Origin of the sequence: Parasynechococcus sp., from assembly GCF_045559935.1 — a bacterium.
In the GTDB taxonomy this organism is placed as follows: domain Bacteria; phylum Cyanobacteriota; class Cyanobacteriia; order PCC-6307; family Cyanobiaceae; genus Parasynechococcus.
Genome location: NZ_JBJLJL010000008.1, coordinates 50,762 through 74,535 on the forward strand (window position 1 = coordinate 50,762; position 23,774 = coordinate 74,535).

Here is a 23,774-nt window from a genome sequence, read left to right on the forward strand (position 1 = left end):
GCACGCTTCAGCCAAGGCGCCGGAGGGACCGCTATGTATCCGACTGTTAACGGAAACTCAGAACGGCTGCGGCGCAGTGTGTCTGCCTGCCTGCGCAGCCTGATCGCGCTGCTGATGTGCTGCGGACTGGTCCTGCAGCCCGTGGGATCTGCCCAGGCCCTCAGCGATGCCCAACAGCTGGTGGTGGAGAGCTGGAGGCTTGTGAATCAGGGCTACCTCAGCCCTGAGCGCCTGGATGAGATCCGCTGGAGACGCCAGCGCCAGAAAGCCCTGGAGCGTTCGATCAGCAGCAGCGAGGACGCCTATCAGGCGATCGAGGCGATGCTCGCGCCCCTTGAGGATCCCTACACACGGCTGTTACGCCCTGATGATTACGCCGCTCTGAAGGACAGCACGACTGGAAATCTCAGTGGTGTGGGGCTCCAGCTCGGCCCGGGATCAGACAGTTCCAGAGTTGTGGTGATCTCAGCACTCGACGGCTCCCCGGCCGCGGACGCCGGTGTGAACAGCGGTGCCGAAATTCTCTCGGTGAACGGTGTGGCGGTGGCTGATCTCGGACTGGAAGGAACGGCCAACGCTCTGCGCGGCGACGTGGGGACCACGGTTCTGCTGATGCTGTCGGATGGGGTGGATGGGGAACATGAGCTTTCGCTGGAGCGACGCAGCGTTGACCTGCGTCCGGTGCGCACCCGGCGGCTCCGCAGCGATTCCCACACCTACGGCTACCTGCGCATCACCCAATTCACCGAAAGCGTGCCCGAGCAGGTCGGTCAGGCCTTGGCTGAATTGCAGGACAAAAACATCGAAGGGCTGGTGCTGGACCTCCGCAACAATTCAGGCGGTCTGGTGAGTTCCGGCCTCGCTGTGGCGGATGACTTCCTGGCGGGCGGAACCATCGTGGAGACCCGCAACAGGGAGGGCATCAACGACTCGATTCAGGCGGGATTCGACAGCCTTTATGACGGTCCGATGCTCACCCTGGTCAATGGAGGGACAGCGAGCGCGAGCGAGATCCTGGCGGGAGCACTGCAGGACAACGGGCGTTCGACGCTGCTGGGCGGCCGAACCTTCGGCAAGGGCCTGATCCAGACCCTGACCAACCTCAGTGACGGCAGTGGGCTCGCGGTCACCGTGGCCGGTTACGTGACCCCGGACGGACGGGACATCCAGGGCACAGGCATCGAACCTGAGCGGGTGCTGGATGGACCCGAACCGCTGAATCCAGGAGGGGATGGTGATCGCTGGCTGAACGAGGCCCAACAGTCTCTGGAGGCTCTGCTCGAAAGAACGGCGGACGTCCCCGCGGGATGAACCAGCGCACGTATCACGACCCCCTGCACCGGGGCATCCGACTCGACGGGGATGTCCCGGCGGAAGCGATGGTGATGACCCTGGTTGACACCCCACCTTTTCAGCGATTGCGCCGGGTACGTCAGCTGGGGCCTGCCTTCCTCACGTTTCACGGCGCGGAATCCAGCCGCTTCACCCATTCCATCGGGGTGTTTCATCTGGCCAGGCGCGCCTTCACCCAGCTGCTGAACCAGAACGATGAGCTGGAGGTTGATCGAGGGCTGCTGTACGCCGCAGCACTTCTGCACGACATCGGCCATGGCCCCCTCAGCCACACCGGCGAAGAGATGTTCGGACTGCGTCATGAGGACTGGTCAGCCCGGATCATTGAGGAGGATCCGGTGATCCGCGGCTGCCTCGAAGACCATGCCCCCGGAACGGCGGCAGCCGTCGCTGCCCTGCTTGCCAAGGGAGAGGCGGAACGGCTCGTGATCAAGAGACTGGTCAGCAGTCAGCTGGACTGTGACCGGCTGGACTATCTGCTGCGGGACAGCTACAGCACCGGAACGCGTTACGGACAGCTGGATCTCGATCGCATCCTGGCGGCCCTGACCCTCGCTCCTGACGGCGACCTGGCCCTGCATCCCAAGGGCCTCATGGCAGTGGAGCACTACCTGGTGGTGCGCAATCTGATGTACCGGAGCGTTTACAACCATCGCCTGAACGTGGTGTGCAACTGGCTGCTGGAGAGGCTGGTGCGCACCGCCAGGCAGCTGGGGCCCGATCAGGTCTGGGCCGATGCCGTCATGGCCCGATGGCTCTGGGAGCCCGACGGTCTCGACCTTCCCTGTTTTCTGGCCAACGACGACGTCCGCACCGGATATCACCTGCAGAGATGGCAGCAGGAGGGACCGGACTCCCTGGCTGAACTCTGCAGCCGTTTTCTGGATCGACGCCTGCTCAAGGCCATGGCGGTGGAACACATCGGAAGCGAGGACCAGTTGAAAGCCCTGGCGATCGCCGGACGTCTGGCGGAATCCATCGGCCTGGATCCGGCTTCCTGCTGTGGGCTGCGTCACCAGCAGATCCGTGGATATCACCCCTACAGAGGCGGGCTGCGGCTCTGGAATGGACGCCGTCTTCAGGCTCTCGAGCAAGCGTCCGCACTGGTGGCCAGTCTGTCGACACCTGCTGAGACGTCCTGGTTGATCCATCCGCGAGAGATTCAGGAGGATCTGCAGGCCGCTCTGGATGGGGAGGGGTTCTGAAGCCGAACCTTCGACCTGTCGCCTGTCTCCCGTTGAATGGGGCACACCAGGCTCCCGGCGTCGATGACCATGCTGCAGCTGCCGGACCGACACCATCAGCACTGGCGGGATGCTCTGGAGGACCGACTGCAGGACGCCTCGCCAGGGCCGATTGATCTTGACTGCGGGGATTGGCTGCTGACCTGCAGCGATCTTCAGCAGCTGAGTGGCATCGCTGCTGCCCGCGGCTACACCCTCCGGACCCTGCTCGGACACCGTCCGGAGACCATCGTCAGCGCTTCGGCCCTCGGTCTCGATGCACGGCTGCAGCCGCACCTCGCGGAAGACAACGCGACAGCCGATCCATCGCCATCGACAGGGGAAGGGCTGCTGTTCCATCACGGCACCCTTCGATCCGGCGACCATCTCCAGAGCGACCGGGATGTTCTGCTCTACGGAGATGTGAATCCTGGTGCACGGATCAGTGCTGCTGGACACGTGCTTGTGTGGGGGCGTCTGCGCGGAATTGCCCATGCCGGACGAGACGGCGATCCTTCAGCGCGGATCATCGCCCTGCAACTGAGGCCACTTCAGCTGCGCATCGGAGACGTGGTGGCGCGTGGACCTGAGGATCTGCCGCAGGAGGGTCTGGTGGAGCAGGCCCGCCTGGAGGACGGTGAGATCGTGATCGAGGCGGCACCCGCACAGACCCTCCCTCGCCGCTGATCAATTGGGTTGCCAGTGCAAACACTCTGTTTATCCTGGCGAGACCCAAGCGAATCCCTGGTGTCGACGACACGAACGATCCTGATCTGCTCGGGCAAGGGCGGCGTCGGCAAGACGACGACAACGGCGAATCTCGGAATCGCCCTCGCACGCCAGGGTGTCCGCACGGTCGTTCTGGATGCCGACTTCGGCCTGCGGAATCTCGACCTGCTCCTCGGCCTTGAAAACCGCATCGTCTACACCGCTCAGGAGGTTCTGGCCGAGTCCTGCCGGCTGGAACAGGCGCTGGTCAAACACAAACAGGAACCCAACCTGGCGCTGCTTCCGGCCGGTAATCCACGGATGCTGGAGTGGCTGACACCCAAGGACATGCGCGCCATCACGGCACTGCTTGAGCCCTCCTTCGACTACATCCTCATCGATTGCCCGGCAGGAATCGAGGATGGTTTCAAGAACGCCTCGGCCGCAGCACGGGAAGCCGTGGTGGTCACCACACCCGAGGTCGCTGCCGTCCGTGATGCGGATCGGGTGATCGGCCTGCTCAACAGTCAGGGAGTCACTCCGATTCAGCTTGTCCTGAACCGCGTCCGTCCGAAGATGATGTCGAACCAGGAGATGCTCTCCGCCGACGATGTCACCGACATCCTGGCTCTGCCGCTTCTCGGACTGGTGTTCGAAGACGAACAGGTGATCGTCAGCACGAACCGTGGAGAACCGCTGACCTTGACTGGAAGCAATTCCCCTGCAGCGAAGGCCTTCAAGAACATCGCCCGCCGCCTTCAGGGAGAAGACGTTCCTCTCATGGATCCCTCCGAAGCCCGTTCAGGGTTGCGCGCCAAGATGCGCCAGCTGATGCAGACCAGGATCTTCTGAACCGATGACGCTCAAAGATCTGATCGACAAATTGCTCCGCCGTCAGCCCGCCAGCGCCGAATCCGCACGGCAGCGACTGCAGCTCGTGCTGGCCCACGACCGGAGCGACCTCAATCCCGAGCTACTGGAGCAGATGCGTCGGGAGATTCTCGAGGTCGTGGCCCGTTACGTGGAAATCGACGTCGAGGAGGGAGACGTGAGTCTGGAGACCGAGGATCGCGTCACGGCGCTGGTGGCCAATCTGCCGATCCGACGGTCCCTGAAGTGAGAAGCGCGGGGAACACTTCTCCCCAGAGTCCTCCCGTACTTGAGATCTCTCAACCACCTCACCCCCAGTGAGCAGCGCGTGACTGCTCTGCTCACAGAGGGCCTCAGCAACCGCGCCATCGCAGACAGACTGGTGCTGAGCCACCGCACGGTGGAATGTCACATCAGCCGAGCACTCGCGAAGACAGGATGTCGCAACAGGCTGGAGCTGGCGCTCTGGATGATTACCATGCGTGAGATGCCGGCTTAGCTCAGTGGTAGAGCAGCGCTTTTGTAAAGCGAAGGCCGTCGGTTCAAATCCGTCAGCCGGCTTTCGGATTTAGCGCTCAGACCCGCCAGCGGGTTGCGAGGCGAAAATCCAGATCAACGTCAGAAGGGCCATCCAGCCCAGTGCTCGCACTTCGAGCAGAGCGGTGACAACCTGCTCGATTGGCTCAAAAAGCCAGTGGAACAGGCTCATGAACAACAGGCAGAGGCCGATCAGGGCAATCATCGGTCTTGACAACCTGTGGGCATCACAGCGCCCCTGCGCAGGAGGCGCCAGCGACCTGGACCATCCCAGGCCAGCACGGTGCTCGCCTGGCCTGACAAACGAGGCCATGGCTGAGGCCCCAGCTGCGGGAGATCCGGGAAAACGACCGCAGCCTCGGCCGCTGATGCGCAGGAGGGCTCACCTGAACGGTTGGCGCTGGTGGTTGCGAGCGGACCGCTCCGGCTCAGCAGCGAACACGTCAGGGACGAGTTCGGCACCCGCAGTCCGAGGCTGCTTCCTCCTGGATTGAGCCATCCCACCACGGGGGCTGTGGAGGGCAGAACAAGGGTGAGTGCACCCGGCCAGTGATCCAGGGCCATCGTCATGGCCTCGTCCCGGCAGGATTCGTCGCAGAGACTGATCAGCTCGACAGCGGAGGATCCCATCAGGATCAGCGGCTTGTCGGCGGGGCGCCGCTTGATCGTCCAGAGACGATCGGCGCACTCAGGTTGGATGGCAAGGCCAGGGAGCGTGTCGGTCGGGATCACGGCGGCTGAGCCTGCCAACAGCCGTCGAGCCAGTTGCGGAGCCTCGAGGATGTCGATGGGGGAAGAGCTCACAACGGCCTTCGCCCCATCGCGAAGCGCATCACACCCTGCAGATCGGGGGCCGCGTCCACATCGCTCAGACCGACTCTCTGCATCAGTGCCACCACGGCATCGCTCTGATCATGGTGATGTTCGATCAGAAGCCATCCCCCCGGCGACAGAGCCCTGGGGGCATCCTTCACAACGGCACGGACGCTGTCGAGTCCATCGGCGCCGCCACTGAGGGCGAGATGGGGTTCATGGTCCCGCACGACCGGCTCGAGACCATGGATCAGGTTCGACGGGATGTAGGGCGGATTGCTGAGCACGAGATCGAACGCACCCCACCAGGGCCTGAGCGGCTCCCACCAGCTGCCGCAGTGGAGCGTCCAGCAAGCGCAGGCGCCATGCGTTCTGAGATTCCGCTCCGCCAGAAGCAGGGCGTCAGGACTGATCTCCACCGCATGCACCGGAACGTCGGGCCAGCTGCGCCCGAGGCCGACGGCGATGGCGCCGGACCCTGTGCCGAGATCGGCCAGCCGCCGAGGAGCACCAGACAGCGGCCTTGAACTCGCCAGCTCCAGCAGCAGCTCGGTTTCCTGACGCGGAATCAGAGCGGCCTCCGAGACCTCAAGGACCACATCACGCCAGGGGCAGAGGCCCACCAGATGCTGCAGGGGCACCTGATGCTGCAGGTGACGCAACCAGTGTTCTTCAAGGATCTCGAGCGGACTCTGGAGGATCACGGTGCGGTCAGCATCGACCATCAACAGCTGCAGATCGCGCCAGGACAGGCCGCCGCCCAGGTCCAGGAGCCAGTCGAGGTCAACACCGCGACCACCGCGCTTCAGCTGTGCCCGTCGCCAGGCCATCAGCTCCGCGCCAGGGATGCTCCGGGGATCCGTCAACGTCGGCAGGGACGCCAGAGATAACCAGACTCACACACGACCCTGCCAAGCCGCTCCATCTCAAGAAGCCGGCGAGCCAGGGCGGCAGGAGATTGCCTCAGACGGCTCGACAGATCCTCCAGTGAGGCACCGGAGGCCATGGCCTGCAGCAGTTCGATCTGCTCCGCCCTCTCCGGGTTCAGCTGGGATGGAAGCGACTCAGGCTCATGCCGGAGCAAAGGCCCTGGCCCGAGATGCCTGACGAGGGCTTCGGCCGAGAGCAGCGGTGCCGCCTGGTTCTGCAGCAGAGCGTTGCTTCCCCTGGCCGACCAGCGCAGGGCATCCCCTGGCACCACCCAAACCGGGCAGGAGCGCTGTTCAGCCAGCCGAGCAGAGATCAGCGCACCGCTGCGCTCCGGGCACTCCACCACCACCAGCGCCGAGGCCAGGGCCACGATCAGACGATTTCGATGGGCGAAGTGGCCCCGCTGGACCGGCTCCCCGGAGGAGCGTTCCGAGATCAGCAGCCCCTGCTGCGCCACAGCCTTCTGGAGAGCATCGTGATGACGGGGATACACGCGATCGAGACCGGTCCCGAGCACGGCCACAGGAGCTCCATCCGCCTGAAGGCAGCCCCCATGCACTGCGGCATCAATGCCTTCGGCAAGGCCGCTGATCACGGGCCAACCGGAGCGCGCCAGGGCATGACCAAGGTCCTCCGCCATCCGGATGCCATGCGGGGATGCCGACCGTGTGCCGACCACCGCCACCGCTTGACCCGACGTCAGGCAGTCCAGGAGGTCCAGCCGTCCGCGGCGGAACAGCAGCTTCGGCGGCTGAGCCATCCGATCGAGCCGCACGGGCCAGGCGTCATCGCAGGGCAGCAGCACCTCGCGGGGAACCGTGAGATCCGGGTGCCGTCCAAGGTGGCTGCGATACCGCTCAACCGCCTGCAACACCGGTCGAGGCCAGGGGAGAGCTTCGGCCAGACGCGGCTCAGGCCAGCTCCAGAGAGCCTCAGGTCCGACGCCATGGTCCCTGGCGACAGCCCGCAGATGGGACAAACGCACCGCTCCGACACCAGGACACTGACTCCAGACCCACCACCAACCGCGCATCCCGCCAATCAGTACATCTGTACCAGATTAGACCGATGGCTCCTCGTGACCCCCTCCCAGCAGGCGGTCGATCACCGCCTGCACCTCCAGCGGCACCCGCCGGAGCACCACACCACCCTCTTCACTGCGCCGCAGCATCACCAGCTCCACGACCGCCTCCGCCATCACCGTCTCACCGAGCAGGAAGCGGGTCGTCCAGGGCCAGCGCACACCACGCCTCGCCTCGCAGCGACTCTCGAGGACGACCGCATCCCCGTGCCTCAGCGCCTGGCGGTAGTCGATCCGCAACGACACAACCGGCATCTCAATGCCCTCATCCGCCATGACGGCATAGGAGAGGCCCGCTGCGCAGAGGGCCTCCACCCTGGCTTCCTCAAGCCAGGCCACGTAGGCGCCGTGCCACATCACGCCGGCATGGTCGGTGTGCTGTGGAAGCACCCGCTTGCGCAGACGCCAGGGGCGCGTCGTAACGCTCTGCCTCTGCTGACGACTCATCCTGTTTCCCGCCCCATAGGCTTTCGAGACAGGCTGCCTCACCTACGTGTTTAGGAATCTGCTGATCGCCGACTCAGGGAAGGGTCATGTCGAAGAAATGGTCCGCATGCTGCAGGACGTCCCGAGCCTGAAAAGGGCCCGGGCCACCTTGCTCCATGTGGTTCCGGAGCAAAGCAAGGCGAAAGCGGAAGATCACCGCGCCGACGCCGAGAGCCTCCTGGGCAAGGCCACCGAGCGGATGGGTCTCCAGGCCGACAGCGTGAAGATCCTGGTCCGCGAAGGGGACACCAAACAGGTTGTGCTCAAGGTTGCCGAGGAGATCGACAGCGACCTGATCGTGATGGGATCCCGTGGGCTCGGACGCCTTCAGTCGATCCTCGCGAACAGCACGAGTCAGTACGTGTTCCAACTGTCGACCCGTCCGATGCTGCTCGTGCGCGATGACCTCTACGTGCGCCATGTCAACCGAGTGATGGTGACGATCGATGGAACCGGCGTCGGAGACGACGCCCTTCGCACCGCCTGTGAGCTGATCAGCGAGATCCCCGGCGGAACGCTGACGGGTCTTCATGTGGTCCGGCAGGAATCGACACCGACCCGCGGTGGACGCACCCGCGCCGATGAGATTCTCGACGCTGCGGTTCAACGCGCCCGCGGTTTCGGAGTGGAGCTCCGGCCGATGACCAGTTTCGGCAAGGACATCGGCCGGGCTGTCTGCGCCGCGGCCGGTGAAGCCAATGCTGACCTCGTGGTGATCGCCTCGCAGGACCGCCGCCCGCTCGTGGCACGGGGGCTGGTGGATCTCGACAAACTTCTCGGCGGTTCGGTCAGCGACTACATCCGGGTTCACGCTCCAGCGCCGGTCCTGCTGGTCCGGGAACCGGAGCGCGGATGACCCTCAGCTCTGCTGACTGTTGGTCTGGATATACAGAATGATCAGGAAGATCGCCGGCACCAGGATGAACAGGAGGCTGGCGACAAATCCGAGATCGTTGGTTTCCATAGCCGCAGTTGGAATCCTGGCGAACGTATCACCGTCGAGCGGCCATCGACGCCACAGTCTCAGCCCTCTTCATCGGCGTTAGCAGGAGTGCCGTCCTCCGACTCCTCCAGCTCGGCTTCCGGTGGCACCGGCCACGCGGTGGGCCCATCCGGCAGCGGAGCCTGCCGGGCCGCCGCCAGACGGGCCTCCGCATCCGGCAGGCGGACCTGAGGACGGGTCAGGACCAGCAGGGAACGATCCACCAGGGCCTGACACGCCAGGCGCCACTCCTGCGGGCGCCGACGCAGCTTGGCCTCCTCCACCGGGGTCCGCTCCGAGAGAGCCTCCACACCATCCTCGTCGACAACGGCGACGAAGCAGGTGATGCACTGACCGCAGCCACCGCAGTTGCCGAGCTGACCCTTGAGCCCATAGAGCTCAACCCCTTCCCGCAGAGCGACGTCGCGGAGGTTCTCTCCCGGGAAGCACTCCACGTCGCGACCTTCTCGAACAAATCGGATCACCGGCATGGGAAGAGCGGGCAGAAGACGACCATCATGGGTTCGAGGGTTGCGTTTTGTGAACAACCTGCCTCGAACATTCATGTCACCGCTCGTTTCAGCTGGAGGGAGGGAAAACCGCCAGACGGAACGAAACCCTTACGATCGGCCGGAATAGCTGCTAACCGTGCAGCTCTGTCCCCCCCGAACCTGACCCATGGGATTGCCCTGGTATCGGGTGCACACCGTCGTCATCAATGACCCGGGCCGCCTTCTGGCCGTGCACCTCATGCATACAGCCCTTGTTGCCGGCTGGGCCGGCTCCATGGCTCTGTACGAGCTCGCCATCTTCGACCCGTCCGATCCGGTCCTGAACCCCATGTGGCGTCAGGGCATGTTCGTGATGCCCTTCATGTCCCGTCTCGGTGTGACAGGCAGCTGGGGTGGCTGGAGCATCACCGGAGAAACCGGGGTGGATCCAGGCTTCTGGAGCTTCGAGGGTGTGGCAGCAGCCCACATCATCTTCAGCGGACTGCTGATGCTCGCCGCCATCTGGCACTGGACGTTCTGGGATCTTGAGATCTGGCAGGACCCCCGCACCGGGGAACCGGCCCTGGATCTCCCCAAGATCTTCGGCATTCACCTGCTGCTGGCCGGTCTCGGCTGCTTCGGCTTCGGTGCTTTCCACCTGACCGGGGTCTTCGGCCCGGGAATGTGGGTATCCGATGCCTACTCGCTAACGGGTCACCTGGAACCGGTCCAACCGTCCTGGGGTCCGGAGGGCTTCAATCCATTCAACCCGGGCGGCATCGTCGCTCACCACATCGCGGCCGGGATCGTCGGCATCATCGCCGGCATCTTCCACATCACCACCCGCCCACCCGAGCGTCTCTACAAAGCGCTGCGGATGGGCAACATCGAAACCGTTCTCGCCAGTGCGATCGCCGCTGTGTTCTTCGCCGCCTTCATCGTGGCCGGAACCATGTGGTACGGGTCGGCAGCGACCCCTGTTGAGCTGTTCGGACCCACCCGCTATCAGTGGGATCAGAGTTACTTCAAGACGGAAATCAACCGTCGCGTCCAGACCGCCATGGACGATGGTGCAACGCGTCAGGAGGCCTATGAGTCCATTCCTGAAAAGCTGGCTTTCTACGACTACGTCGGCAACAGCCCTGCCAAAGGTGGTTTGTTCCGTGTCGGCCCCATGGTGAATGGTGATGGACTGGCCACCTCCTGGGTGGGTCACATCGTCTTCTCGGACAAAGAGGGGCGTGAACTCGAGGTTCGCCGCCTGCCCAACTTCTTCGAGAACTTCCCTGTTGTCCTGCAGGACGAGCAAGGGATCGTTCGTGCCGACATTCCTTACCGTCGGGCGGAAGCCAAGTATTCCTTCGAGCAGCAGGGCGTCACGGCCCAGGTGTTCGGTGGAGCCCTCGATGGCCAGAAGTTCAGCGATCCCGCTGACGTGAAACGCCTGGCGCGCAAGGCTCAGCTGGGTGAAGGTTTCGATTTCGATCGCGACACCTACAACTCTGACGGCGTCTTCCGCAGCTCACCCCGCGGCTGGTTCACCTTCGGCCACGCCACCTTCGCGCTGCTGTTCTTCTTCGGCCACATCTGGCACGGAGCCCGGACCCTCTACAGAGATGTGTTCGCCGGGATCGATCCTGACCTTGGAGACCAGGTTGAATTCGGTCTGTTCGCCAAACTGGGCGACAAATCCACACGACGGCTGCCTGAAGGCTATGTGCCTCCAGCAGGCTCCCCGCTCAACTGATCGCCCTTTAAAGGAGTCCTCAGATGGAAAGCTTCGCTTACATCCTCATTCTCACGCTTGCGATTGCAACCCTGTTCTTCGCGATCGCCTTCCGCGATCCTCCGAAGATCGGCAAGTGAGTCCAACCCATGGGAACCCCGCTTCGGCGGGGTTTTTTCATGGCCGGACTCTGGGGCTGAGCGTCCCATTCCGATCTCGTCATCAGTCCGGGTATGGCGCAGTCTCACTCCAGCCCAAAGAGTCCGAAACATCCTTTGTTGAGACCTGTGTCCAGCACACCCTTCTCAAGCTTCGAATCACTGTCTACAGTTGGTGCACTTTGCTACCAGCTCCGACTTGCAGTGTCCCTCCTGCCAGAACACGGACAGCCGGGTGCTCGAGTCACGCGCGGCGGATGGCGGACGCAGTGTCAGACGGCGCCGCGAGTGCCTGAACTGCGAGTTCCGCTTCACCACGTATGAGCGGGTGGAAACCGTGCCGATCTCGGTGATCAAGCGCAACGGAACCCGCGAGATCTTCAGCCGCGGGAAACTGCTGCATGGTCTCAACCGTGCCTGCGAGAAGACCGGTGTTGACGCTTCACGGCTGGAATCCCTTGTTGAGGAACTCGAGCTGACACTCCAGCAGCGCAGTGGCCGAGAGGTGACCAGTGCGGAGATCGGAGAGATGGTGCTGGTTCAGCTCAAGGAGATGAGTGAAGTGGCCTACATCCGTTTTGCATCGGTGTACCGGCAGTTCCGCGGCATCGACGATTTCGTCTCCACCCTTGAAACCATGAACACCGACAGCAAGGGACATCTCGCAGCAGTGAGCTGAGTTCACTGATCTGTAGAGTCTTTAATTCTCCACAGGCTGTCGGCGGGCAGCCCGTGTGAATCCTTCGCACTGCCCATCCGAGGTAGACCGCCACTGCCCAATGTCTGCGACTCCGATCGAAGAACAGGCCCAGAACATCGATGCGCCGCCCAGCGATGAAAACACCGGCGCGGCAACAGCCACGCTGGATGCAGCGGAAGCCGATTTCAGCGAAGAGGATCTGAGCATCCCCGAAGAGGTCCCGACCGCTGACGACCCAAGTAGCCGTGCCAGCAGCCGCAATCTGGATGATGCCGGATTCACCATCGATGAATTCGCTGCTCTGCTGAGCAAGTACGACTACAACTTCAAGCCCGGCGACATCGTCAACGGCACCGTGTTCGCCCTGGAGTCCAAGGGCGCGATGATCGACATCGGAGCCAAGACTGCGGCCTTCATGCCGCTTCAGGAAGTTTCGATCAACCGGGTCGAGGGTCTCAGCGATGTGCTGCAGCCCGGTGAGATCAGAGAGTTCTTCATCATGAGCGAGGAGAACGAAGACGGCCAGCTGGCCCTCTCGATCCGCCGGATTGAATACCAGCGCGCCTGGGAACGTGTGCGTCAGCTGCAGAAGGAAGACGCCACCATCTACTCCGAGGTGTTCGCCACCAACCGCGGTGGTGCCCTGGTTCGGGTGGAGGGGCTGAGAGGCTTCATCCCCGGATCCCACATCAGCACCCGCAAGCCCAAAGAGGAGTTGGTCGCCGACTTCCTGCCCCTGAAGTTCCTGGAGGTGGACGAGGAGCGCAACCGTCTGGTGCTCAGCCATCGCCGCGCCCTTGTGGAACGCAAGATGAACCGCCTGGAGGTGGGCGAAGTGGTGGTTGGCACCGTCCGCGGCATCAAGCCGTACGGCGCCTTCATCGACATCGGCGGTGTCAGCGGTCTGCTGCACATCTCCGAGATCAGCCACGAGCACATCGAGACCCCTCACTCGGTGCTGAATGTGAATGATCAGATGAAAGTGATGATCATCGATCTGGATGCGGAGCGCGGTCGCATCTCCCTTTCAACCAAGGCTCTTGAGCCGGAACCCGGCGACATGCTCACCGACCCCCAGAAGGTGTTCGACAAAGCCGAGGAAATGGCGGCCCGCTACAAGCAGATGCTGCTGGAACAGGCTGAGGAAGGAGACGATTCCCTGGGTGTGATGCTGGTCTGAAGCCGGAAACGATGCCGAGACTCCTGCTCAGGACCTCCTGCATCGGCACGATCGACGCGGTGCTGTTCGACAAGGACGGCACCCTGTCCCACAGCGAACCGCATCTGCTGTCGCTGGCCCGACGACGCATCGACACCGCAGCACGGCTCTGGAGAGAGCGCTGTCCCGAACAGTCGATGGAGGCGCAGCTCCGGGACGGACTGCGTCATGCCTTCGGGATCATCCCTGAGGGCCTGCGTCCCGATGGAACCATCGCGGTGGCGGCCCGTCAGGACAATCTGGTTTCAGCGGCCACGGTCTTCTGTCTGCTGGGCCTCAGCTGGCCGGACGCTCTGAGTCTGGCGACGGCCAGTTTTGATCAGGTGGACATCAGCGACAACGCGGACAACACACCGCAGACGCCATCACCGCTGCTGCCGGGTGCGGAAGACTTCCTCCATCAGCTGGGACGCCAGGGGGTGCCAGCAGCGGTGATCAGCAATGACACTCGCACTGGCATTGAGCGGTTCCTCGCCCATCACAAGCTGAGCACGCTGTTCCAGCAGAACTGGAGCGCGGATGATTCCCCTCGCAAGCCCGATCCGGAGGCCGTTGCCCGGCTCTGCAAACGCCTCAGCCTGGATCCGGCGAACTGCGCCTTGATCGGCGATGCGGAAACCGATCTGCAGATGGCCGTCGACGCGGGCATTGGGGTGGTTGTTGGCTACCGGGGCGGCTGGAGCACCCACCCCCGGTTGCCATCGGCCCGCCACGTGATGGACAACTGGCAGGAGCTGGCGCTAGAAGCCGCCCCGTAAAGTCCTGCATCACTGCTAGAGAGCATGAGCCGTTACGTCTTCACCTCCGAATCCGTCACGGAGGGGCATCCCGACAAGATCTGCGATCAAGTGAGTGATGCGGTTCTTGACGCTCTGCTGGCTCAGGATCCCACCAGCCGTGTGGCCTGCGAAACGGTGGTCAACACCGGGCTGTGCATGATCACCGGTGAGGTGACCTCCAAGGCTCAGGTGGACTTCATCCACCTCGTTCGCGATGTGATCAAGGAGATCGGCTATAGCGGCGCCCGCGCCGGCGGATTCGATGCCAACAGCTGTGCTGTTCTGGTGGCACTCGATCAGCAGTCTCCCGATATCGCTCAGGGTGTGAATGAAGCCGATGACCACGCCGGTGATCCCCTCGATCTGGTGGGTGCCGGGGATCAGGGCATCATGTTCGGCTATGCGTGCAATGAAACGCCGGAGCTGATGCCGCTGCCCATCAGCCTGGCCCACCGTCTGGCCCGTCGCCTGGCTGAGATCCGCCACGATGACACCCTCGACTATCTGCTCCCTGACGGGAAGACCCAGGTGAGCGTCGTGTATGAAAACGACAAACCGGTGGCCATCGACACGATCCTGATCTCCACCCAGCACACCGCTGAAGTGGATGGCATCAGCGACGAACAGGGGATCCGCGAGCGCATCACGGACGATCTCTGGACCCATGTGGTGGAGCCCGCCACGGCTGATCTGGCCCTGAAACCCAGTCGCGAGTCCACCAAGTACCTGGTGAATCCCACAGGCAAGTTCGTGGTGGGAGGCCCCCAGGGGGATGCAGGTCTCACCGGCCGCAAGATCATCGTCGACACCTACGGCGGCTATGCACGCCACGGCGGTGGTGCCTTCTCCGGCAAGGATCCCACCAAGGTGGACCGCTCAGCGGCCTACGCCGCCCGTTATGTGGCGAAGTGCCTGGTGGCCTCCGGTCTGGCGGAACGCGCTGAGGTGCAGCTCAGCTACGCCATCGGTGTGGCCAAGCCCGTTTCAATCCTTGTGGAATCCTTCGGCACCGGCAAGGTGTCCAACGCCGAACTCACCGAACTGGTGCAGGAACACTTCGACCTGCGCCCCGGAGCCATCATCGAGACCTTTGGCCTGCGCAACCTGCCCCAGCAGCGAGGAGGGCGTTTCTACCAGGACACCGCCGCCTACGGCCACTTCGGTCGCAACGACCTCAAGGCTCCCTGGGAGGACGTGGCAGCCAAGAGCGAGGAGCTTGTGAAGGCAGAAGCCAAGCGCATCAAACAGGGAGCGCTGGCCTGAAGCGATGCAGGACGAACCGCTGGTCCTGGGCATCGACCTGGGGACCAGCGGTGTGCGGGTGGCGGTGATCAATGCCGCCCGCGAACTTCTGCACACGGAGGCCACCAGCTACGCCGAAGGCATCCAACGCCCCGATGACTGGCTCGAGGCCTGCCGCTCGCTCCTGAACAGCATTCCAGACACTCTTCGCGCCTGCCTGCGTGCTCTGGCGGTGGATGGAACATCCGGGACCCTGCTGGCCTGCGACCATCGCGGAGTCCCTCTGACGGAAGCGCTCAGCTATGCCCGGGCATACCCGGAACATGGCGAACGCATCCATGATCTGGTGCCGCAGGGGGGGCCTGCCTCAAGCAGCAGCGGCAGCGTGGCCAGGGCACTGCATCTCATCGATCAGCTCGGTCCGAAGCTTCTGCTGCGTCATCAGGCCGACTGGATCAACGGCTGGCTGCTCAATGACTGGCGATGGGGCGAGGAGGGCAACAATCTGCGCCTGGGGTGGGATCTGGAGAGCAAGAGCTGGCCAGCCGGAATCGCAGCCCAGGAATGGGCACAAGCACTCCCTGAGGTTCGAGCCAGCGGTGCCGTTCTCGGGATCATCGATGACGGTCGCGCCGATGAACTGGGCCTGCCCCCTGGGTTGCTGGTGGTGGCTGGCACAACGGACTCGAATGCTGCCGTGCTGGCCGCCGATCCTGGCCCCGATGACGGTGTCACGGTCCTGGGCACCACCCTCGTGATGAAACGCTTGATGGCTGCACCCATCCGAGGAGCAGGGGTGACCGTGCATCGGGTGGGAGGCCAATGGTTATGCGGCGGCGCCTCCAATGCCGGCGGTGGAGTGCTGCGCCGCTTCTTCAGCGACGATCTGCTGGCAGAGCTGAGCCGCCAGATCGACCCTGAGCGCAACAGCGGCCTGACGCTGCGGCCGTTGCCAGGGAGGGGAGAGAGATTTCCCGTGGACGACCCCGATCTGCAGCCGGTTCTGGAGCCAAGACCGGTCAGCGATGCGCTCTACCTGCATGGGCTTCTGGAAGGGCTGGCGGAGATTGAAGCGAAGGGTTGGGCCCGCTTGACGGAACTCGGGGCTGATCCACCGACTCGCGTGGTGAGCCTTGGGGGTGGTGCCCGCAACCCCCAGTGGCGTCGCATCAGGGAGCGCCGGATCGGCCTTCCTGTGGTGAGCTGCTCGACTCCTCCAGCTGCCGGAGTCGCGAGGCTGGCGCTGCAAGCCGTGTCCCAAAAAGGTGCGTCGGAGCATTAAGAAAACTTGCACAGCAGCGGTATCGCTGATCGAAAATGCAATAGGAGCTTGAAACCAGCTGACAGATTGCTGGCAAAAATTTTGTTGCAAGCCTTTCAGCCTGATGAAGACGTTGACGCAATCACACTATTGTCGTCGGCACGAATCCTCCTTTTGAATCACTCATGGTCGTCATCAAACCGACGCGTGATTTCACCAGCCTGAGCCGTATCTCGTACACGGCCTCAAATGGCTCGAAGGAGCGCAAGGGCAGCGTGACCAATCGCTACCGGCAAGAAAGCAAGCAGGGGCGTCTGTTGCCTCAGCCCGGCAAGGCTGCCTCCACCAATCTGGAATACAAAGAGAACCAGTGCGCAGCTCTCGGCAGCGGCATCGGCGCCCGCCATCACCAGGAATGCCCCTTTGCGGTGATGGCTGATCAGTACGCGTCAACTGGATCAGAAGCTCTCGAAACCGCTATCTCAGCTGCCTATAAACAGGTTTATGGCAATCTCGGGCCTACCGAAAGCCAGCGCAGCGTGGAGCTCGAGTCTCGATTACGCAATGGCGATATCTCAGTTCGTGATTTTGTGGCAGGCCTTGCTAAATCTGATCTTTACAAGCAAAGCTATTTTTTCAGAACGTCACCGATTCGGGGAATCGAGCTGAATCTCAAGCACCTGCTCGGACGTCCACCCATTAGCCAGGCAGAGGTGAGTGCCTGCATCAGCCTGATTGCCGAACAGGGTTACGACGCTTTGGTCGACAAAATCACCCATTCCGGTGAATACCTGGAAGTTTTTGGAACAGATACGGTCCCCTACCCGAGAGCCTGGACCTCAGAAGCTGGATTCCACTGCTCCACATTTGTCAATCACAGTCAAGTCACCCAAGGCAACGCCGCCTCCGACACCATCACGGAAAGGCGTAGTCAGCTGGTTGTGGCATTGAACAATGCCCGCAACATCAGCACCAAAAAAGGATTCGATGTTTCTGGCTTCGTGTACTCCAAGGCAGTTCAGGATCCCACCTCAGGAGCCTTCAAGAGAATGTTCAACCCGAAGAACTCGAAAAGCTGGGTCTGAGCAACAGCTGCTTCAGGCCCACCCGTCCATCCCCCCGCTTCAACCAGCAGCTCAGTTCAACGCATGCCCACCAAACCGCAAGAAGTGCTGTCCGTTCTGCTGTTCATCGCCTTAGCGGGCTATGTGGGCTTCAGCGGATGGAATCTGGCAACCTTGGTCTGGCAGCGTTTGCACTGAGCGGTCGTCCACACCGTTCAAAGCCCCCCCCTGCACCCCATTGGAAGAACCATGTCGGCCGACCCCCTCACTCCTGAGGTGAGTGCACGCATCTGCGCTCACATGAACGACGACCATGCCGAGGCTGTTCTGGCCTATGCCCGTCATTACGGCGGCATCGACTCTCCCTCTGAGGCCAGCATGCTCGAGGTTCAGGCCAGTGGGATGCTGCTCAACGTGGATGGGAGCGATCTCCACATTCCGTTCGACCACGCGCTCAGCGACAGCGAGGACGCCCATCGCACCCTGGTGGCGATGCTTCGTGCCATGCCCCGGACAGAAGACTGAACAAGATCGGGGAACACTCAGATCAGCATTCCTCCCGACTGTTCTGAAGTCACTGGTTCTCACGGCACGACATCTTCTTGTACAGCCCTACTGCACCCTCTGCCGAAGATCGGTCTCCGACTCCAGAGGGCCTATCCCATGCGACTCCTGTCAGACGCAACTCCGGCTTCCCAAGGGAGGCCTGCAGGGTGACACCCCGCTGCCCTGGAGAGCGCTCGGTCATTACGAGAGAGGTCTGCGCTCGCTTCTGCTCCGGCTGCGCGAGACCCCTGACAACCAACGCCTGAAGTCCCTGATCGCATTGCTGAAACTGACGCTGACCTTTCAGCCATGCGATCTCTTGGTGCCGATCCCGAGCTGGAAAAAACGGCGCCAGAACCCTCTGCCAGAGCGCTTGGTGGATGGTCTAGGCGTGGCCTCAGCCAATCTTCTGGAACGCCGTTTCGCCGGAACAAGCCAGCACAGGTTGAACCGACTCAGACGTCTCAGCAACCCAGGCGCGAGCTTCCGACTGATCCGCCAGCCTTCTGCAGAACACACCCTCTGGCTTGTAGACGACATCCTGACCACTGGAGCGACGGCACTGGCAGCTCAAAACGCACTGCAGGAGAATGGTTTGCTCGTCAAGGGAGTGATCTGTCTGGCCCGCACCCCGCTGCATCGGAATCAAGGACACCGTCTGCCACGGGCGGTGATCTAAGATGATTTTGTCGCGCAGGCGACGCGCCGGGATAGCTCAGTTGGTAGAGCAGGCGACTGAAAATCGCCGTGTCCCCAGTTCAAATCTGGGTCCTGGCATCAACCGATGCCGAATCTGTCGTGTCCTCCATTACGCCGGATTCCTCGACTGATCGCGTTTTTGACAACGCTGACAGTTTCGCGATGGTGTTCGATCGAACCTGGAAGTCTGTGGCGCAGAGGAGTACGGATGACGAGGCTGCGGAACAAAGGCTGGAAGCTGTTTTTGAAGCCATGGCCGATCATCCGTTCGTGATCAGTTCGCCTGATATGGCTCGTCAGGTGGCAGCATTTCAGGATTCGTCTTCTCGACCTGAGCTAATCAGGCAGAGAGCAGGTCAATCTGCGGATCATCGACGTATGTGGTCTCGTCGCTCTCGCCCGGAGAGGGATCACATCCTTGTTCATCAACTTCGACCTGTTCCTGATCCTCTAACGAATCCTGCGGGACCTGAGCAATCGAGAGGATCTCTGCCGGGGCCAGCCGACTGCGCAACTCCGTCACTTTGGCCTCACTGGCCGAGAGCAATTCAGCGGTTTGATCAGGAATCAGATCACGAACCTCCGAAGAAACCTGCTGCCCCTCTACAGCGGTCAGGCGAGCTTCGAGCTCCAGCACTCGGTCTGCCAGTGCTTCAGCCACTTCACTGAGGCTGTGCAACTGCGCACAGAGCTGCTGCTCGAACTCGGACCGCTGGAAAGAAAGGGCCACCGAAACGCACCTCGTCGGATATTTCGCCGATGGTATCGATGCTGCAGAACCTGTCCACAGACCGGAACGTCAGGAGGCAGGATTGGGCCAAGAACTCATCAGGGGTGCAGTTTGCGTCCGCTTCAGCTGGCCCGTTTGAGCCTGTTTCAGGGCTGCCTCGGGTGTCTGGCCGTGATATTCGCCGGGATGTTGAACCGAATAATGATCTCCGAGCTCGCCTTCCCGGCGCTGCTGGTGGGTGGTGCACTGGCCTTCGAACAGCTGATGGCGCCCGCCAGGGTGATGTTCGGACAGGTGTCCGATCGCTGGCCGCTCAGGGGACGCCACCGCACGCCATACATCTGGATGGGAACGGTCGGCTTTTGTGGACTGGCCACCCTTTCGATCCCAGTGATCTTTGCCACCGCTTCCGCGCTTCAAAGCGGTGCCGCCACGGCGATTACTGGATGGACACTCTGTCTCTGCGGTCTGTTCGCCCTCTACGGGCTGGCGATCTCAGCGGCCTCCACTCCTTATCTGGCCCTGGTGATCGATCTGACGGACGAGTCGGAACGTCCCCGCGCGGTCGGAATCATCTGGTGCATGCTCACCATCGGGATCATCGCGGGAGCCATTGCGATCTCGATCACCACTCGCTCTCTCGACGGCATCAGCGACCCGGAGGTTCTCAAGGTTGCTCTTCAGACGTTCATGAACAGGGTTGCCTTGGTCATCGGGGCGATCGTGCTGCTGGCAACAATCGGCATCGAACCGGCCAGCAGGCGCCTGGAAGCAGGTAACCAAGCAAGCAAACAGGGCGTCACGCTGCGCCAGTCGTGGGCGCTGATTCGCTCGAGCCGTCAGATCCTGATCTTCTTCGCCTTTCTGCTCTGCTTCACCCTCGGCCTCTTTCTCCAAGATCCGATTCTCGAAAGCTATGGCGCCGAGGTCTTCGGGATGCCGATCTCAAAAACAACGCTGCTGAACGCCTTCTGGGGGACTGGAACACTCGTGGGGTTGCTGATCGCAGGCCTTTGGTTCACGCCGACCTTCGGCAAGCTTCGATCAGCACGCACCGGCTGCTGGATGATTCTGGCCTCCCTTCTGCTGCTGGTGGCAGCGGGCTTGATCGCTAACACTGGAACCCTCCTCGTTGTGATGGTTCTCTTCGGTCTCTCTGCCGGGATCGGAACCAACAGCGCTTTATCACTCATGCTGGACCTCACCCTGCCCCAGCTGGCCGGCACCTTCGTTGGTGTTTGGGGACTGGCCCAGGCGATGTCACGTGCCTTGGGCAAGGTCATGGGAGGCGGGCTGCTTGACCTTGGTCGCCTGGTCAGTGGGGCTGATCAACCCTTGCCCGCGTTCGCCTTCGTTTTCGTGATCGAAGCAGGCGTGGTCCTCATTGCCATTTGGATCCTCGGTCGACTCAACACAGCTGAGTTCAGAAAGGATACGGAGACGAAGCTGGAGACCTTGTTAATGGCCAGTCTCGACGACTGAGCCCTGCTTACATGGTTGAACTGTCGGTCAGCAGATGGACCTCCTTTCGGATCCGGATCTGCTTCCCCTGCTTGAACGGTCGACCGAAGGAGAGCTGGAGATCCATGGGGGCATCGGACGACTGCGGATCGATCTCAAACCTGACGACATCCGCCTCTGGCAGGACACCCTTGTCACCATCAGCACACCCTGCAACCTGCTGCTGGCGTGCGAGAAGGGGGAGGTTGACCTCGAGGCCACCCTATTGACCTGGGTGGTCGGTGCAGCCATACGAGCCGCACAGGTGCAGGGGGCAGATGAGGCTGGCGGCCTGCTTGAAAAACTCGGGGTCGATCACCATTTGGTTCTTGCTGCCCAGCAACATTGCCCAGGGCTTGGCGGACGAATCACCTGGGCGTTCTACCTCGAGCGCCACGGCTGGCTGACCGCGACACCGGTCGCCGCAATGCCCCATGGCTGAATCAACGGCCGATGCAACGGTGTATCAACTGATCAAACAGGCGCGGGTGCTGGGTCTCGCGCAAGACCCTGAGCTTCCGGCAGAAGTCCGGCGCTGTCTTGCTTCCGCCGATCAGCAGCGGCGAGGCCTCCACGACGATGAGATGCTGCAAATCTGCTCATTCTCTGGCGTTGACCCTGGTCTTCCGAGGACTCTTCAGGACAGAGCTGAAGTACTGGTCACAGAGGCACGCCGACATCTGCTGTTGCGGCAACCCCAACTGACGGCCCCCGGTGGAGCTTTGCATCCTGAAGACCGCGCGGAAGCCTGCTGGAGAGACTGCTGGCATTTCCTCCGGGTTCTGATCTATTCCATCGCTTCAGGCCGAAGCGCGTTTACGGACTCGGAAGGGATGGCAGCACTCAGAAAGCTGTACTCCCTCAAGGGGGTACCGATCCACGCCATGACCATTGCGCTGGAGGAACTGCACCATCTGACACGGAAGGAGACGCACAACCCTGATCAGCAGCAGCAAATCTCAGCCTGCTTCCAGCATTTGATGAGAAACCTCAATGAAAGTGCAGTTAAGAGCTGATAAGCCGCTACCCGATCAAATGCCATTCAAAGGAGGATATTGGCAAGTATTTCTACCTAACCGCGAATGGTGATCGCCCTCCGCCCCTACCCCCTCAGCACGCAAAACAGCCGGGTCACCAATCTGGCCGGCGATGGAGACACCACCCGCGCGCCGCTGACCGGATCCGTTGGAAGCGGAGATGCAGACATTAGAAGCGATCTCGACCAGCTCATTGAGCAGGCCTACAGGCAGATCTTCTTTCATGCGATGCAATCCGATCGCGATCCATCCCTGGAATCGCAGCTGCGCAGTGGCAACATCACGATGCGCGACTTCATTCGAGGCCTGCTGCTCTCGGAGCGTTTTCAGCAGGGGTACTTTCAATGCAGTACGAACTACCGCATGGTCGACCAGGTGGTAGGCCGCGTTCTCGGACGTCCCGTCTATGTGGAGGGAGAGCGCATGGCTTGGTCGATCCTCATCGCAGAAAAAGGTTTCACAGCTTTTGTGGACAGCCTTCTTGACAGTGATGAGTATCTGCAGGCCTTTGGCTATGACCTTCTGCCCCGGCAGCGGAATCGTGTCATCCCCGGACAGCCCATCGGAGAGATGCCGATCTATCAACGCTTTCCGCGCTACGGCTCGGACTGGCGTGACGCCCTGGCCAAAAGAGGCTGCTCGACGTCCAGCGCTCAGCTCAATGCGTCGATGATCTCGTCAACATGGAGCAACGGCCAACCTCCTGCCTGGGCTTTGAAGCTCTGGCTCGTTCTCGCAGCCATCGGCGGTTTCGAAGTCGGCCGGGTGATCCTTACGATCGCCGTTGAGATGTTGCGCACCTGAGATGCCGCTACCCAGATCCGGATCTCTCAATCTGCGTGATTGGACGGCTCCGGAACACCGTTTGCCCGAGCATTCCGGTGTCACGCCGATGGATGCTCGCGGAGCCAACTGGAGCGGTCTGAATCTGGGCGAACTCGATCTCCGGGGGGCACAACTCTGTCGCTGCGACCTGAGAGGCACTGATCTCAGTCGCTGCCGACTCGACGAAGCGGACCTCCGCTTAGCGCGCTACGACAGTTCAACGTCAGTGCCAGAGGACTTTGATCTGCGCAGCAGTGGAGCCGTTGGGCCTGGCGCAAAGCTCAATGGCGTCTATCTCAACAGCACAGATCTGCGCGGCATGGATCTGCGCGGCAGCGTGCTGATGGGTGCTTACTTAAGCGGGGCAGACCTGAGCGGAGCCCTGCTGGACGGAGTCTCCTTGGCAGGATCAGACCTTCGCTCTGCAACCTTGCGGGGCGCCATGTGCCGAGGGACCAGGTTCGGCAATAGTGAACTGGACATGGCTGATCTGCGCGGAGCTGACCTCGAGGGAGCCGCTCTCGACACGATCGAATCCATCCGAGGGACCGATTTCTCATCCTGCAGCGGCCTTGAAACCCAGCTCGACGCCCTCCTGAGCCGACCGTTGCACGAACTTGATTGCTGGAACCCCATCACCCGTTCCACCACAAGGGCAAGTCTGGAATCGCTCAGAAATTAATCTTTATCCTGAAAGAAAACGCTTCCGGCCCTGGGCAGACGGCCGATATCGTCATGTCACGCAACATTTGAACACAACTGATTGAGGTTTATAAAGAACCCGCTCCGCTTGAGCGCTTCTGACGGACGATTG

At 62.0% G+C, this 23,774-nt stretch carries 30 protein-coding genes and 2 tRNA genes; 24 read left to right on the forward strand and 8 right to left on the reverse strand.

The features are described 5' to 3' along the window. The first annotated feature begins 33 nt into the window (after window positions 1–33). From ctpZ to ACJ0G7_RS04750, 7 genes are all read left to right on the forward strand, one after another. On the forward strand, window positions 34–1,311 hold the full coding sequence (ctpZ, locus tag ACJ0G7_RS04720) for a carboxyl-terminal processing protease CtpZ (RefSeq protein ID WP_407395310.1): 1,278 nt from the start codon (window positions 34–36) through the stop codon (window positions 1,309–1,311). Beyond that, window positions 1,308–2,558 (forward strand): HD domain-containing protein, encoded by a 1,251-nt coding sequence (locus ACJ0G7_RS04725; RefSeq protein WP_043695151.1) that lies wholly within the window; start codon window positions 1,308–1,310, stop codon window positions 2,556–2,558. The genes ctpZ and ACJ0G7_RS04725 overlap by 4 nt, the downstream gene beginning before the upstream one ends. Before the next feature lie 63 nt (window positions 2,559–2,621). Further along, window positions 2,622–3,263, forward strand: a complete 642-nt coding sequence (minC, locus tag ACJ0G7_RS04730) for a septum site-determining protein MinC (protein ID WP_407395311.1) — start codon at window positions 2,622–2,624, stop codon at window positions 3,261–3,263. A 60-nt stretch (window positions 3,264–3,323) separates the two neighbouring features. Further along, window positions 3,324–4,136 (forward strand): septum site-determining protein MinD, encoded by an 813-nt coding sequence (gene minD, locus ACJ0G7_RS04735; RefSeq protein WP_043695145.1) that lies wholly within the window; start codon window positions 3,324–3,326, stop codon window positions 4,134–4,136. A gap of 4 nt (window positions 4,137–4,140) precedes the next feature. Beyond that, a complete protein-coding gene (minE, locus tag ACJ0G7_RS04740; protein ID WP_043695142.1) occupies window positions 4,141–4,404 on the forward strand; it encodes a cell division topological specificity factor MinE in 264 nt (87 codons plus the stop codon). A 39-nt stretch (window positions 4,405–4,443) separates the two neighbouring features. Continuing rightward, a complete protein-coding gene (locus ACJ0G7_RS04745; protein ID WP_407395312.1) occupies window positions 4,444–4,653 on the forward strand; it encodes a response regulator transcription factor in 210 nt (69 codons plus the stop codon). After that, window positions 4,644–4,715 (forward strand) — tRNA-Thr (locus ACJ0G7_RS04750). Before ACJ0G7_RS04745 ends, ACJ0G7_RS04750 begins: the two co-directional genes overlap by 10 nt. Before the next feature lie 7 nt (window positions 4,716–4,722). On the opposite strand, the gene ACJ0G7_RS04755 is transcribed toward ACJ0G7_RS04750, so the two are convergent. The 5 genes from ACJ0G7_RS04755 to ACJ0G7_RS04775 are packed head-to-tail and all read right to left on the reverse strand — an operon-like array spanning window position 4,723 to window position 7,962. After that, window positions 4,723–4,896 carry a hypothetical protein gene (locus ACJ0G7_RS04755; protein ID WP_173402146.1) on the reverse strand — a complete coding sequence of 58 codons (174 nt, stop codon included), beginning with the start codon at window positions 4,894–4,896 and terminating at the stop codon, window positions 4,723–4,725. Beyond that, complete coding sequence (locus ACJ0G7_RS04760) at window positions 4,893–5,495, reverse strand: L-threonylcarbamoyladenylate synthase (RefSeq protein WP_043695139.1); 603 nt, start codon at window positions 5,493–5,495, stop codon at window positions 4,893–4,895. The genes ACJ0G7_RS04755 and ACJ0G7_RS04760 overlap by 4 nt, the downstream gene beginning before the upstream one ends. Further along, the gene (prmC, locus tag ACJ0G7_RS04765; protein ID WP_253912754.1) at window positions 5,492–6,370 is read right to left on the reverse strand and encodes a peptide chain release factor N(5)-glutamine methyltransferase; all 879 of its coding nucleotides are present in this window, start codon (window positions 6,368–6,370) and stop codon (window positions 5,492–5,494) included. The genes ACJ0G7_RS04760 and prmC overlap by 4 nt, the downstream gene beginning before the upstream one ends. Next, window positions 6,367–7,467, reverse strand: a complete 1,101-nt coding sequence (dprA, locus tag ACJ0G7_RS04770; RefSeq protein ID WP_407395313.1) for a DNA-processing protein DprA — start codon at window positions 7,465–7,467, stop codon at window positions 6,367–6,369. Before dprA ends, prmC begins: the two co-directional genes overlap by 4 nt. A 27-nt stretch (window positions 7,468–7,494) precedes the next feature. Beyond that, window positions 7,495–7,962 carry an acyl-CoA thioesterase gene (locus ACJ0G7_RS04775; protein WP_407395314.1) on the reverse strand — a complete coding sequence of 156 codons (468 nt, stop codon included), beginning with the start codon at window positions 7,960–7,962 and terminating at the stop codon, window positions 7,495–7,497. 46 nt (window positions 7,963–8,008) lie between these two features. Here ACJ0G7_RS04775 and ACJ0G7_RS04780 point away from each other — a divergent pair, with 46 nt between their 5' ends. Beyond that, entirely contained in the window at window positions 8,009–8,857 is an 849-nt protein-coding gene (locus tag ACJ0G7_RS04780) for a universal stress protein (RefSeq protein ID WP_043695127.1), read from the forward strand. A gap of 3 nt (window positions 8,858–8,860) precedes the next feature. Here ACJ0G7_RS04780 and psbM read toward each other — a convergent pair whose 3' ends face one another. Beyond that, window positions 8,861–8,965: a photosystem II reaction center protein PsbM gene (psbM, locus tag ACJ0G7_RS04785; RefSeq protein WP_043695124.1), complete on the reverse strand. Its 105-nt coding sequence runs from the start codon at window positions 8,963–8,965 to the stop codon at window positions 8,861–8,863. 59 nt (window positions 8,966–9,024) lie between these two features. Next, entirely contained in the window at window positions 9,025–9,474 is a 450-nt protein-coding gene (locus ACJ0G7_RS04790) for a 2Fe-2S iron-sulfur cluster-binding protein (RefSeq protein ID WP_043697361.1), read from the reverse strand. Window positions 9,475–9,661: 187 nt separating this feature from the next. On the opposite strand from ACJ0G7_RS04790, the gene psbB reads away from it, so the two are divergent. The 11 genes from psbB to ACJ0G7_RS04845 all read left to right on the forward strand — a co-directional run bounded on the left by psbB (window position 9,662) and on the right by ACJ0G7_RS04845 (window position 18,946). Continuing rightward, window positions 9,662–11,221 carry a photosystem II chlorophyll-binding protein CP47 gene (psbB, locus tag ACJ0G7_RS04795; protein WP_043695121.1) on the forward strand — a complete coding sequence of 520 codons (1,560 nt, stop codon included), beginning with the start codon at window positions 9,662–9,664 and terminating at the stop codon, window positions 11,219–11,221. A 23-nt stretch (window positions 11,222–11,244) separates the two neighbouring features. Next, window positions 11,245–11,340 carry a photosystem II reaction center protein T gene (locus tag ACJ0G7_RS04800; RefSeq protein WP_006042122.1) on the forward strand — a complete coding sequence of 32 codons (96 nt, stop codon included), beginning with the start codon at window positions 11,245–11,247 and terminating at the stop codon, window positions 11,338–11,340. A 217-nt stretch (window positions 11,341–11,557) separates the two neighbouring features. Then, on the forward strand, window positions 11,558–12,037 hold the full coding sequence (nrdR, locus tag ACJ0G7_RS04805; protein ID WP_043697358.1) for a transcriptional regulator NrdR: 480 nt from the start codon (window positions 11,558–11,560) through the stop codon (window positions 12,035–12,037). Between the two features lie 100 nt (window positions 12,038–12,137). Further along, complete coding sequence (locus tag ACJ0G7_RS04810; RefSeq protein WP_407395315.1) at window positions 12,138–13,238, forward strand: 30S ribosomal protein S1; 1,101 nt, start codon at window positions 12,138–12,140, stop codon at window positions 13,236–13,238. Between the two features lie 11 nt (window positions 13,239–13,249). Then, window positions 13,250–14,035 carry an HAD family hydrolase gene (locus ACJ0G7_RS04815; RefSeq protein ID WP_407395316.1) on the forward strand — a complete coding sequence of 262 codons (786 nt, stop codon included), beginning with the start codon at window positions 13,250–13,252 and terminating at the stop codon, window positions 14,033–14,035. Window positions 14,036–14,059: 24 nt separating this feature from the next. Next, the gene (gene metK / locus ACJ0G7_RS04820) at window positions 14,060–15,319 is read left to right on the forward strand and encodes a methionine adenosyltransferase (RefSeq protein WP_043695111.1); all 1,260 of its coding nucleotides are present in this window, start codon (window positions 14,060–14,062) and stop codon (window positions 15,317–15,319) included. A gap of 4 nt (window positions 15,320–15,323) precedes the next feature. Further along, entirely contained in the window at window positions 15,324–16,580 is a 1,257-nt protein-coding gene (locus ACJ0G7_RS04825; protein WP_407395317.1) for an FGGY-family carbohydrate kinase, read from the forward strand. A gap of 164 nt (window positions 16,581–16,744) precedes the next feature. Next, on the forward strand, window positions 16,745–17,644 hold the full coding sequence (locus ACJ0G7_RS04830) for a phycobilisome rod-core linker polypeptide (protein ID WP_407395318.1): 900 nt from the start codon (window positions 16,745–16,747) through the stop codon (window positions 17,642–17,644). A 228-nt stretch (window positions 17,645–17,872) separates the two neighbouring features. Continuing rightward, a complete protein-coding gene (locus tag ACJ0G7_RS04835; protein WP_186484875.1) occupies window positions 17,873–18,148 on the forward strand; it encodes a DUF2470 domain-containing protein in 276 nt (91 codons plus the stop codon). Between the two features lie 340 nt (window positions 18,149–18,488). Further along, on the forward strand, window positions 18,489–18,848 hold the full coding sequence (locus ACJ0G7_RS04840) for a ComF family protein (RefSeq protein ID WP_407395319.1): 360 nt from the start codon (window positions 18,489–18,491) through the stop codon (window positions 18,846–18,848). A gap of 25 nt (window positions 18,849–18,873) precedes the next feature. Beyond that, window positions 18,874–18,946: transfer RNA gene (locus tag ACJ0G7_RS04845), tRNA-Phe, on the forward strand. Between the two features lie 262 nt (window positions 18,947–19,208). On the opposite strand, the gene ACJ0G7_RS04850 is transcribed toward ACJ0G7_RS04845, so the two are convergent. Beyond that, a complete protein-coding gene (locus tag ACJ0G7_RS04850) occupies window positions 19,209–19,529 on the reverse strand; it encodes a hypothetical protein (protein ID WP_407395320.1) in 321 nt (106 codons plus the stop codon). 240 nt (window positions 19,530–19,769) lie between these two features. On the opposite strand from ACJ0G7_RS04850, the gene ACJ0G7_RS04855 reads away from it, so the two are divergent. From ACJ0G7_RS04855 to ACJ0G7_RS04875, 5 genes are all read left to right on the forward strand, one after another. Continuing rightward, the gene (locus ACJ0G7_RS04855; protein ID WP_407395844.1) at window positions 19,770–21,080 is read left to right on the forward strand and encodes a BCD family MFS transporter; all 1,311 of its coding nucleotides are present in this window, start codon (window positions 19,770–19,772) and stop codon (window positions 21,078–21,080) included. A gap of 34 nt (window positions 21,081–21,114) precedes the next feature. Then, the gene (locus tag ACJ0G7_RS04860) at window positions 21,115–21,540 is read left to right on the forward strand and encodes a hypothetical protein (protein WP_407395321.1); all 426 of its coding nucleotides are present in this window, start codon (window positions 21,115–21,117) and stop codon (window positions 21,538–21,540) included. Continuing rightward, window positions 21,533–22,114 carry a phycobilisome polypeptide gene (locus tag ACJ0G7_RS04865; protein WP_407395322.1) on the forward strand — a complete coding sequence of 194 codons (582 nt, stop codon included), beginning with the start codon at window positions 21,533–21,535 and terminating at the stop codon, window positions 22,112–22,114. Before ACJ0G7_RS04860 ends, ACJ0G7_RS04865 begins: the two co-directional genes overlap by 8 nt. A gap of 66 nt (window positions 22,115–22,180) precedes the next feature. Next, the gene (locus ACJ0G7_RS04870; RefSeq protein ID WP_407395323.1) at window positions 22,181–22,939 is read left to right on the forward strand and encodes a phycobilisome rod-core linker polypeptide; all 759 of its coding nucleotides are present in this window, start codon (window positions 22,181–22,183) and stop codon (window positions 22,937–22,939) included. Between the two features lies 1 nt (window position 22,940). Beyond that, complete coding sequence (locus ACJ0G7_RS04875; protein WP_407395324.1) at window positions 22,941–23,642, forward strand: pentapeptide repeat-containing protein; 702 nt, start codon at window positions 22,941–22,943, stop codon at window positions 23,640–23,642. Window positions 23,643–23,774 lie beyond the last annotated feature (132 nt).

Coding starts and splice junctions, on each gene's coding strand:
- ACJ0G7_RS04825 (WP_407395317.1), top strand. CDS start 15,324: ATGCAGGACGAACCGCTGGTCCTGGGCATCGACCTGGGGACCAGCGGT.
- ACJ0G7_RS04800 (WP_006042122.1), top strand. CDS start 11,245: ATGGAAAGCTTCGCTTACATCCTCATTCTCACGCTTGCGATTGCAACC.
- psbM (WP_043695124.1), bottom strand. CDS start 8,965: ATGGAAACCAACGATCTCGGATTTGTCGCCAGCCTCCTGTTCATCCTG.
- ACJ0G7_RS04775 (WP_407395314.1), bottom strand. CDS start 7,962: ATGAGTCGTCAGCAGAGGCAGAGCGTTACGACGCGCCCCTGGCGTCTG.
- minC (WP_407395311.1), top strand. CDS start 2,622: ATGACCATGCTGCAGCTGCCGGACCGACACCATCAGCACTGGCGGGAT.
- ACJ0G7_RS04815 (WP_407395316.1), top strand. CDS start 13,250: ATGCCGAGACTCCTGCTCAGGACCTCCTGCATCGGCACGATCGACGCG.
- ACJ0G7_RS04830 (WP_407395318.1), top strand. CDS start 16,745: ATGGTCGTCATCAAACCGACGCGTGATTTCACCAGCCTGAGCCGTATC.
- ACJ0G7_RS04790 (WP_043697361.1), bottom strand. CDS start 9,474: ATGCCGGTGATCCGATTTGTTCGAGAAGGTCGCGACGTGGAGTGCTTC.
- ACJ0G7_RS04810 (WP_407395315.1), top strand. CDS start 12,138: ATGTCTGCGACTCCGATCGAAGAACAGGCCCAGAACATCGATGCGCCG.
- ACJ0G7_RS04860 (WP_407395321.1), top strand. CDS start 21,115: ATGGACCTCCTTTCGGATCCGGATCTGCTTCCCCTGCTTGAACGGTCG.
- ACJ0G7_RS04755 (WP_173402146.1), bottom strand. CDS start 4,896: ATGATTGCCCTGATCGGCCTCTGCCTGTTGTTCATGAGCCTGTTCCAC.
- ACJ0G7_RS04725 (WP_043695151.1), top strand. CDS start 1,308: ATGAACCAGCGCACGTATCACGACCCCCTGCACCGGGGCATCCGACTC.
- metK (WP_043695111.1), top strand. CDS start 14,060: ATGAGCCGTTACGTCTTCACCTCCGAATCCGTCACGGAGGGGCATCCC.
- ACJ0G7_RS04835 (WP_186484875.1), top strand. CDS start 17,873: ATGTCGGCCGACCCCCTCACTCCTGAGGTGAGTGCACGCATCTGCGCT.
- ctpZ (WP_407395310.1), top strand. CDS start 34: ATGTATCCGACTGTTAACGGAAACTCAGAACGGCTGCGGCGCAGTGTG.
- dprA (WP_407395313.1), bottom strand. CDS start 7,467: ATGCGCGGTTGGTGGTGGGTCTGGAGTCAGTGTCCTGGTGTCGGAGCG.
- ACJ0G7_RS04865 (WP_407395322.1), top strand. CDS start 21,533: ATGGCTGAATCAACGGCCGATGCAACGGTGTATCAACTGATCAAACAG.
- psbB (WP_043695121.1), top strand. CDS start 9,662: ATGGGATTGCCCTGGTATCGGGTGCACACCGTCGTCATCAATGACCCG.
- ACJ0G7_RS04875 (WP_407395324.1), top strand. CDS start 22,941: ATGCCGCTACCCAGATCCGGATCTCTCAATCTGCGTGATTGGACGGCT.
- ACJ0G7_RS04870 (WP_407395323.1), top strand. CDS start 22,181: ATGGTGATCGCCCTCCGCCCCTACCCCCTCAGCACGCAAAACAGCCGG.
- minE (WP_043695142.1), top strand. CDS start 4,141: ATGACGCTCAAAGATCTGATCGACAAATTGCTCCGCCGTCAGCCCGCC.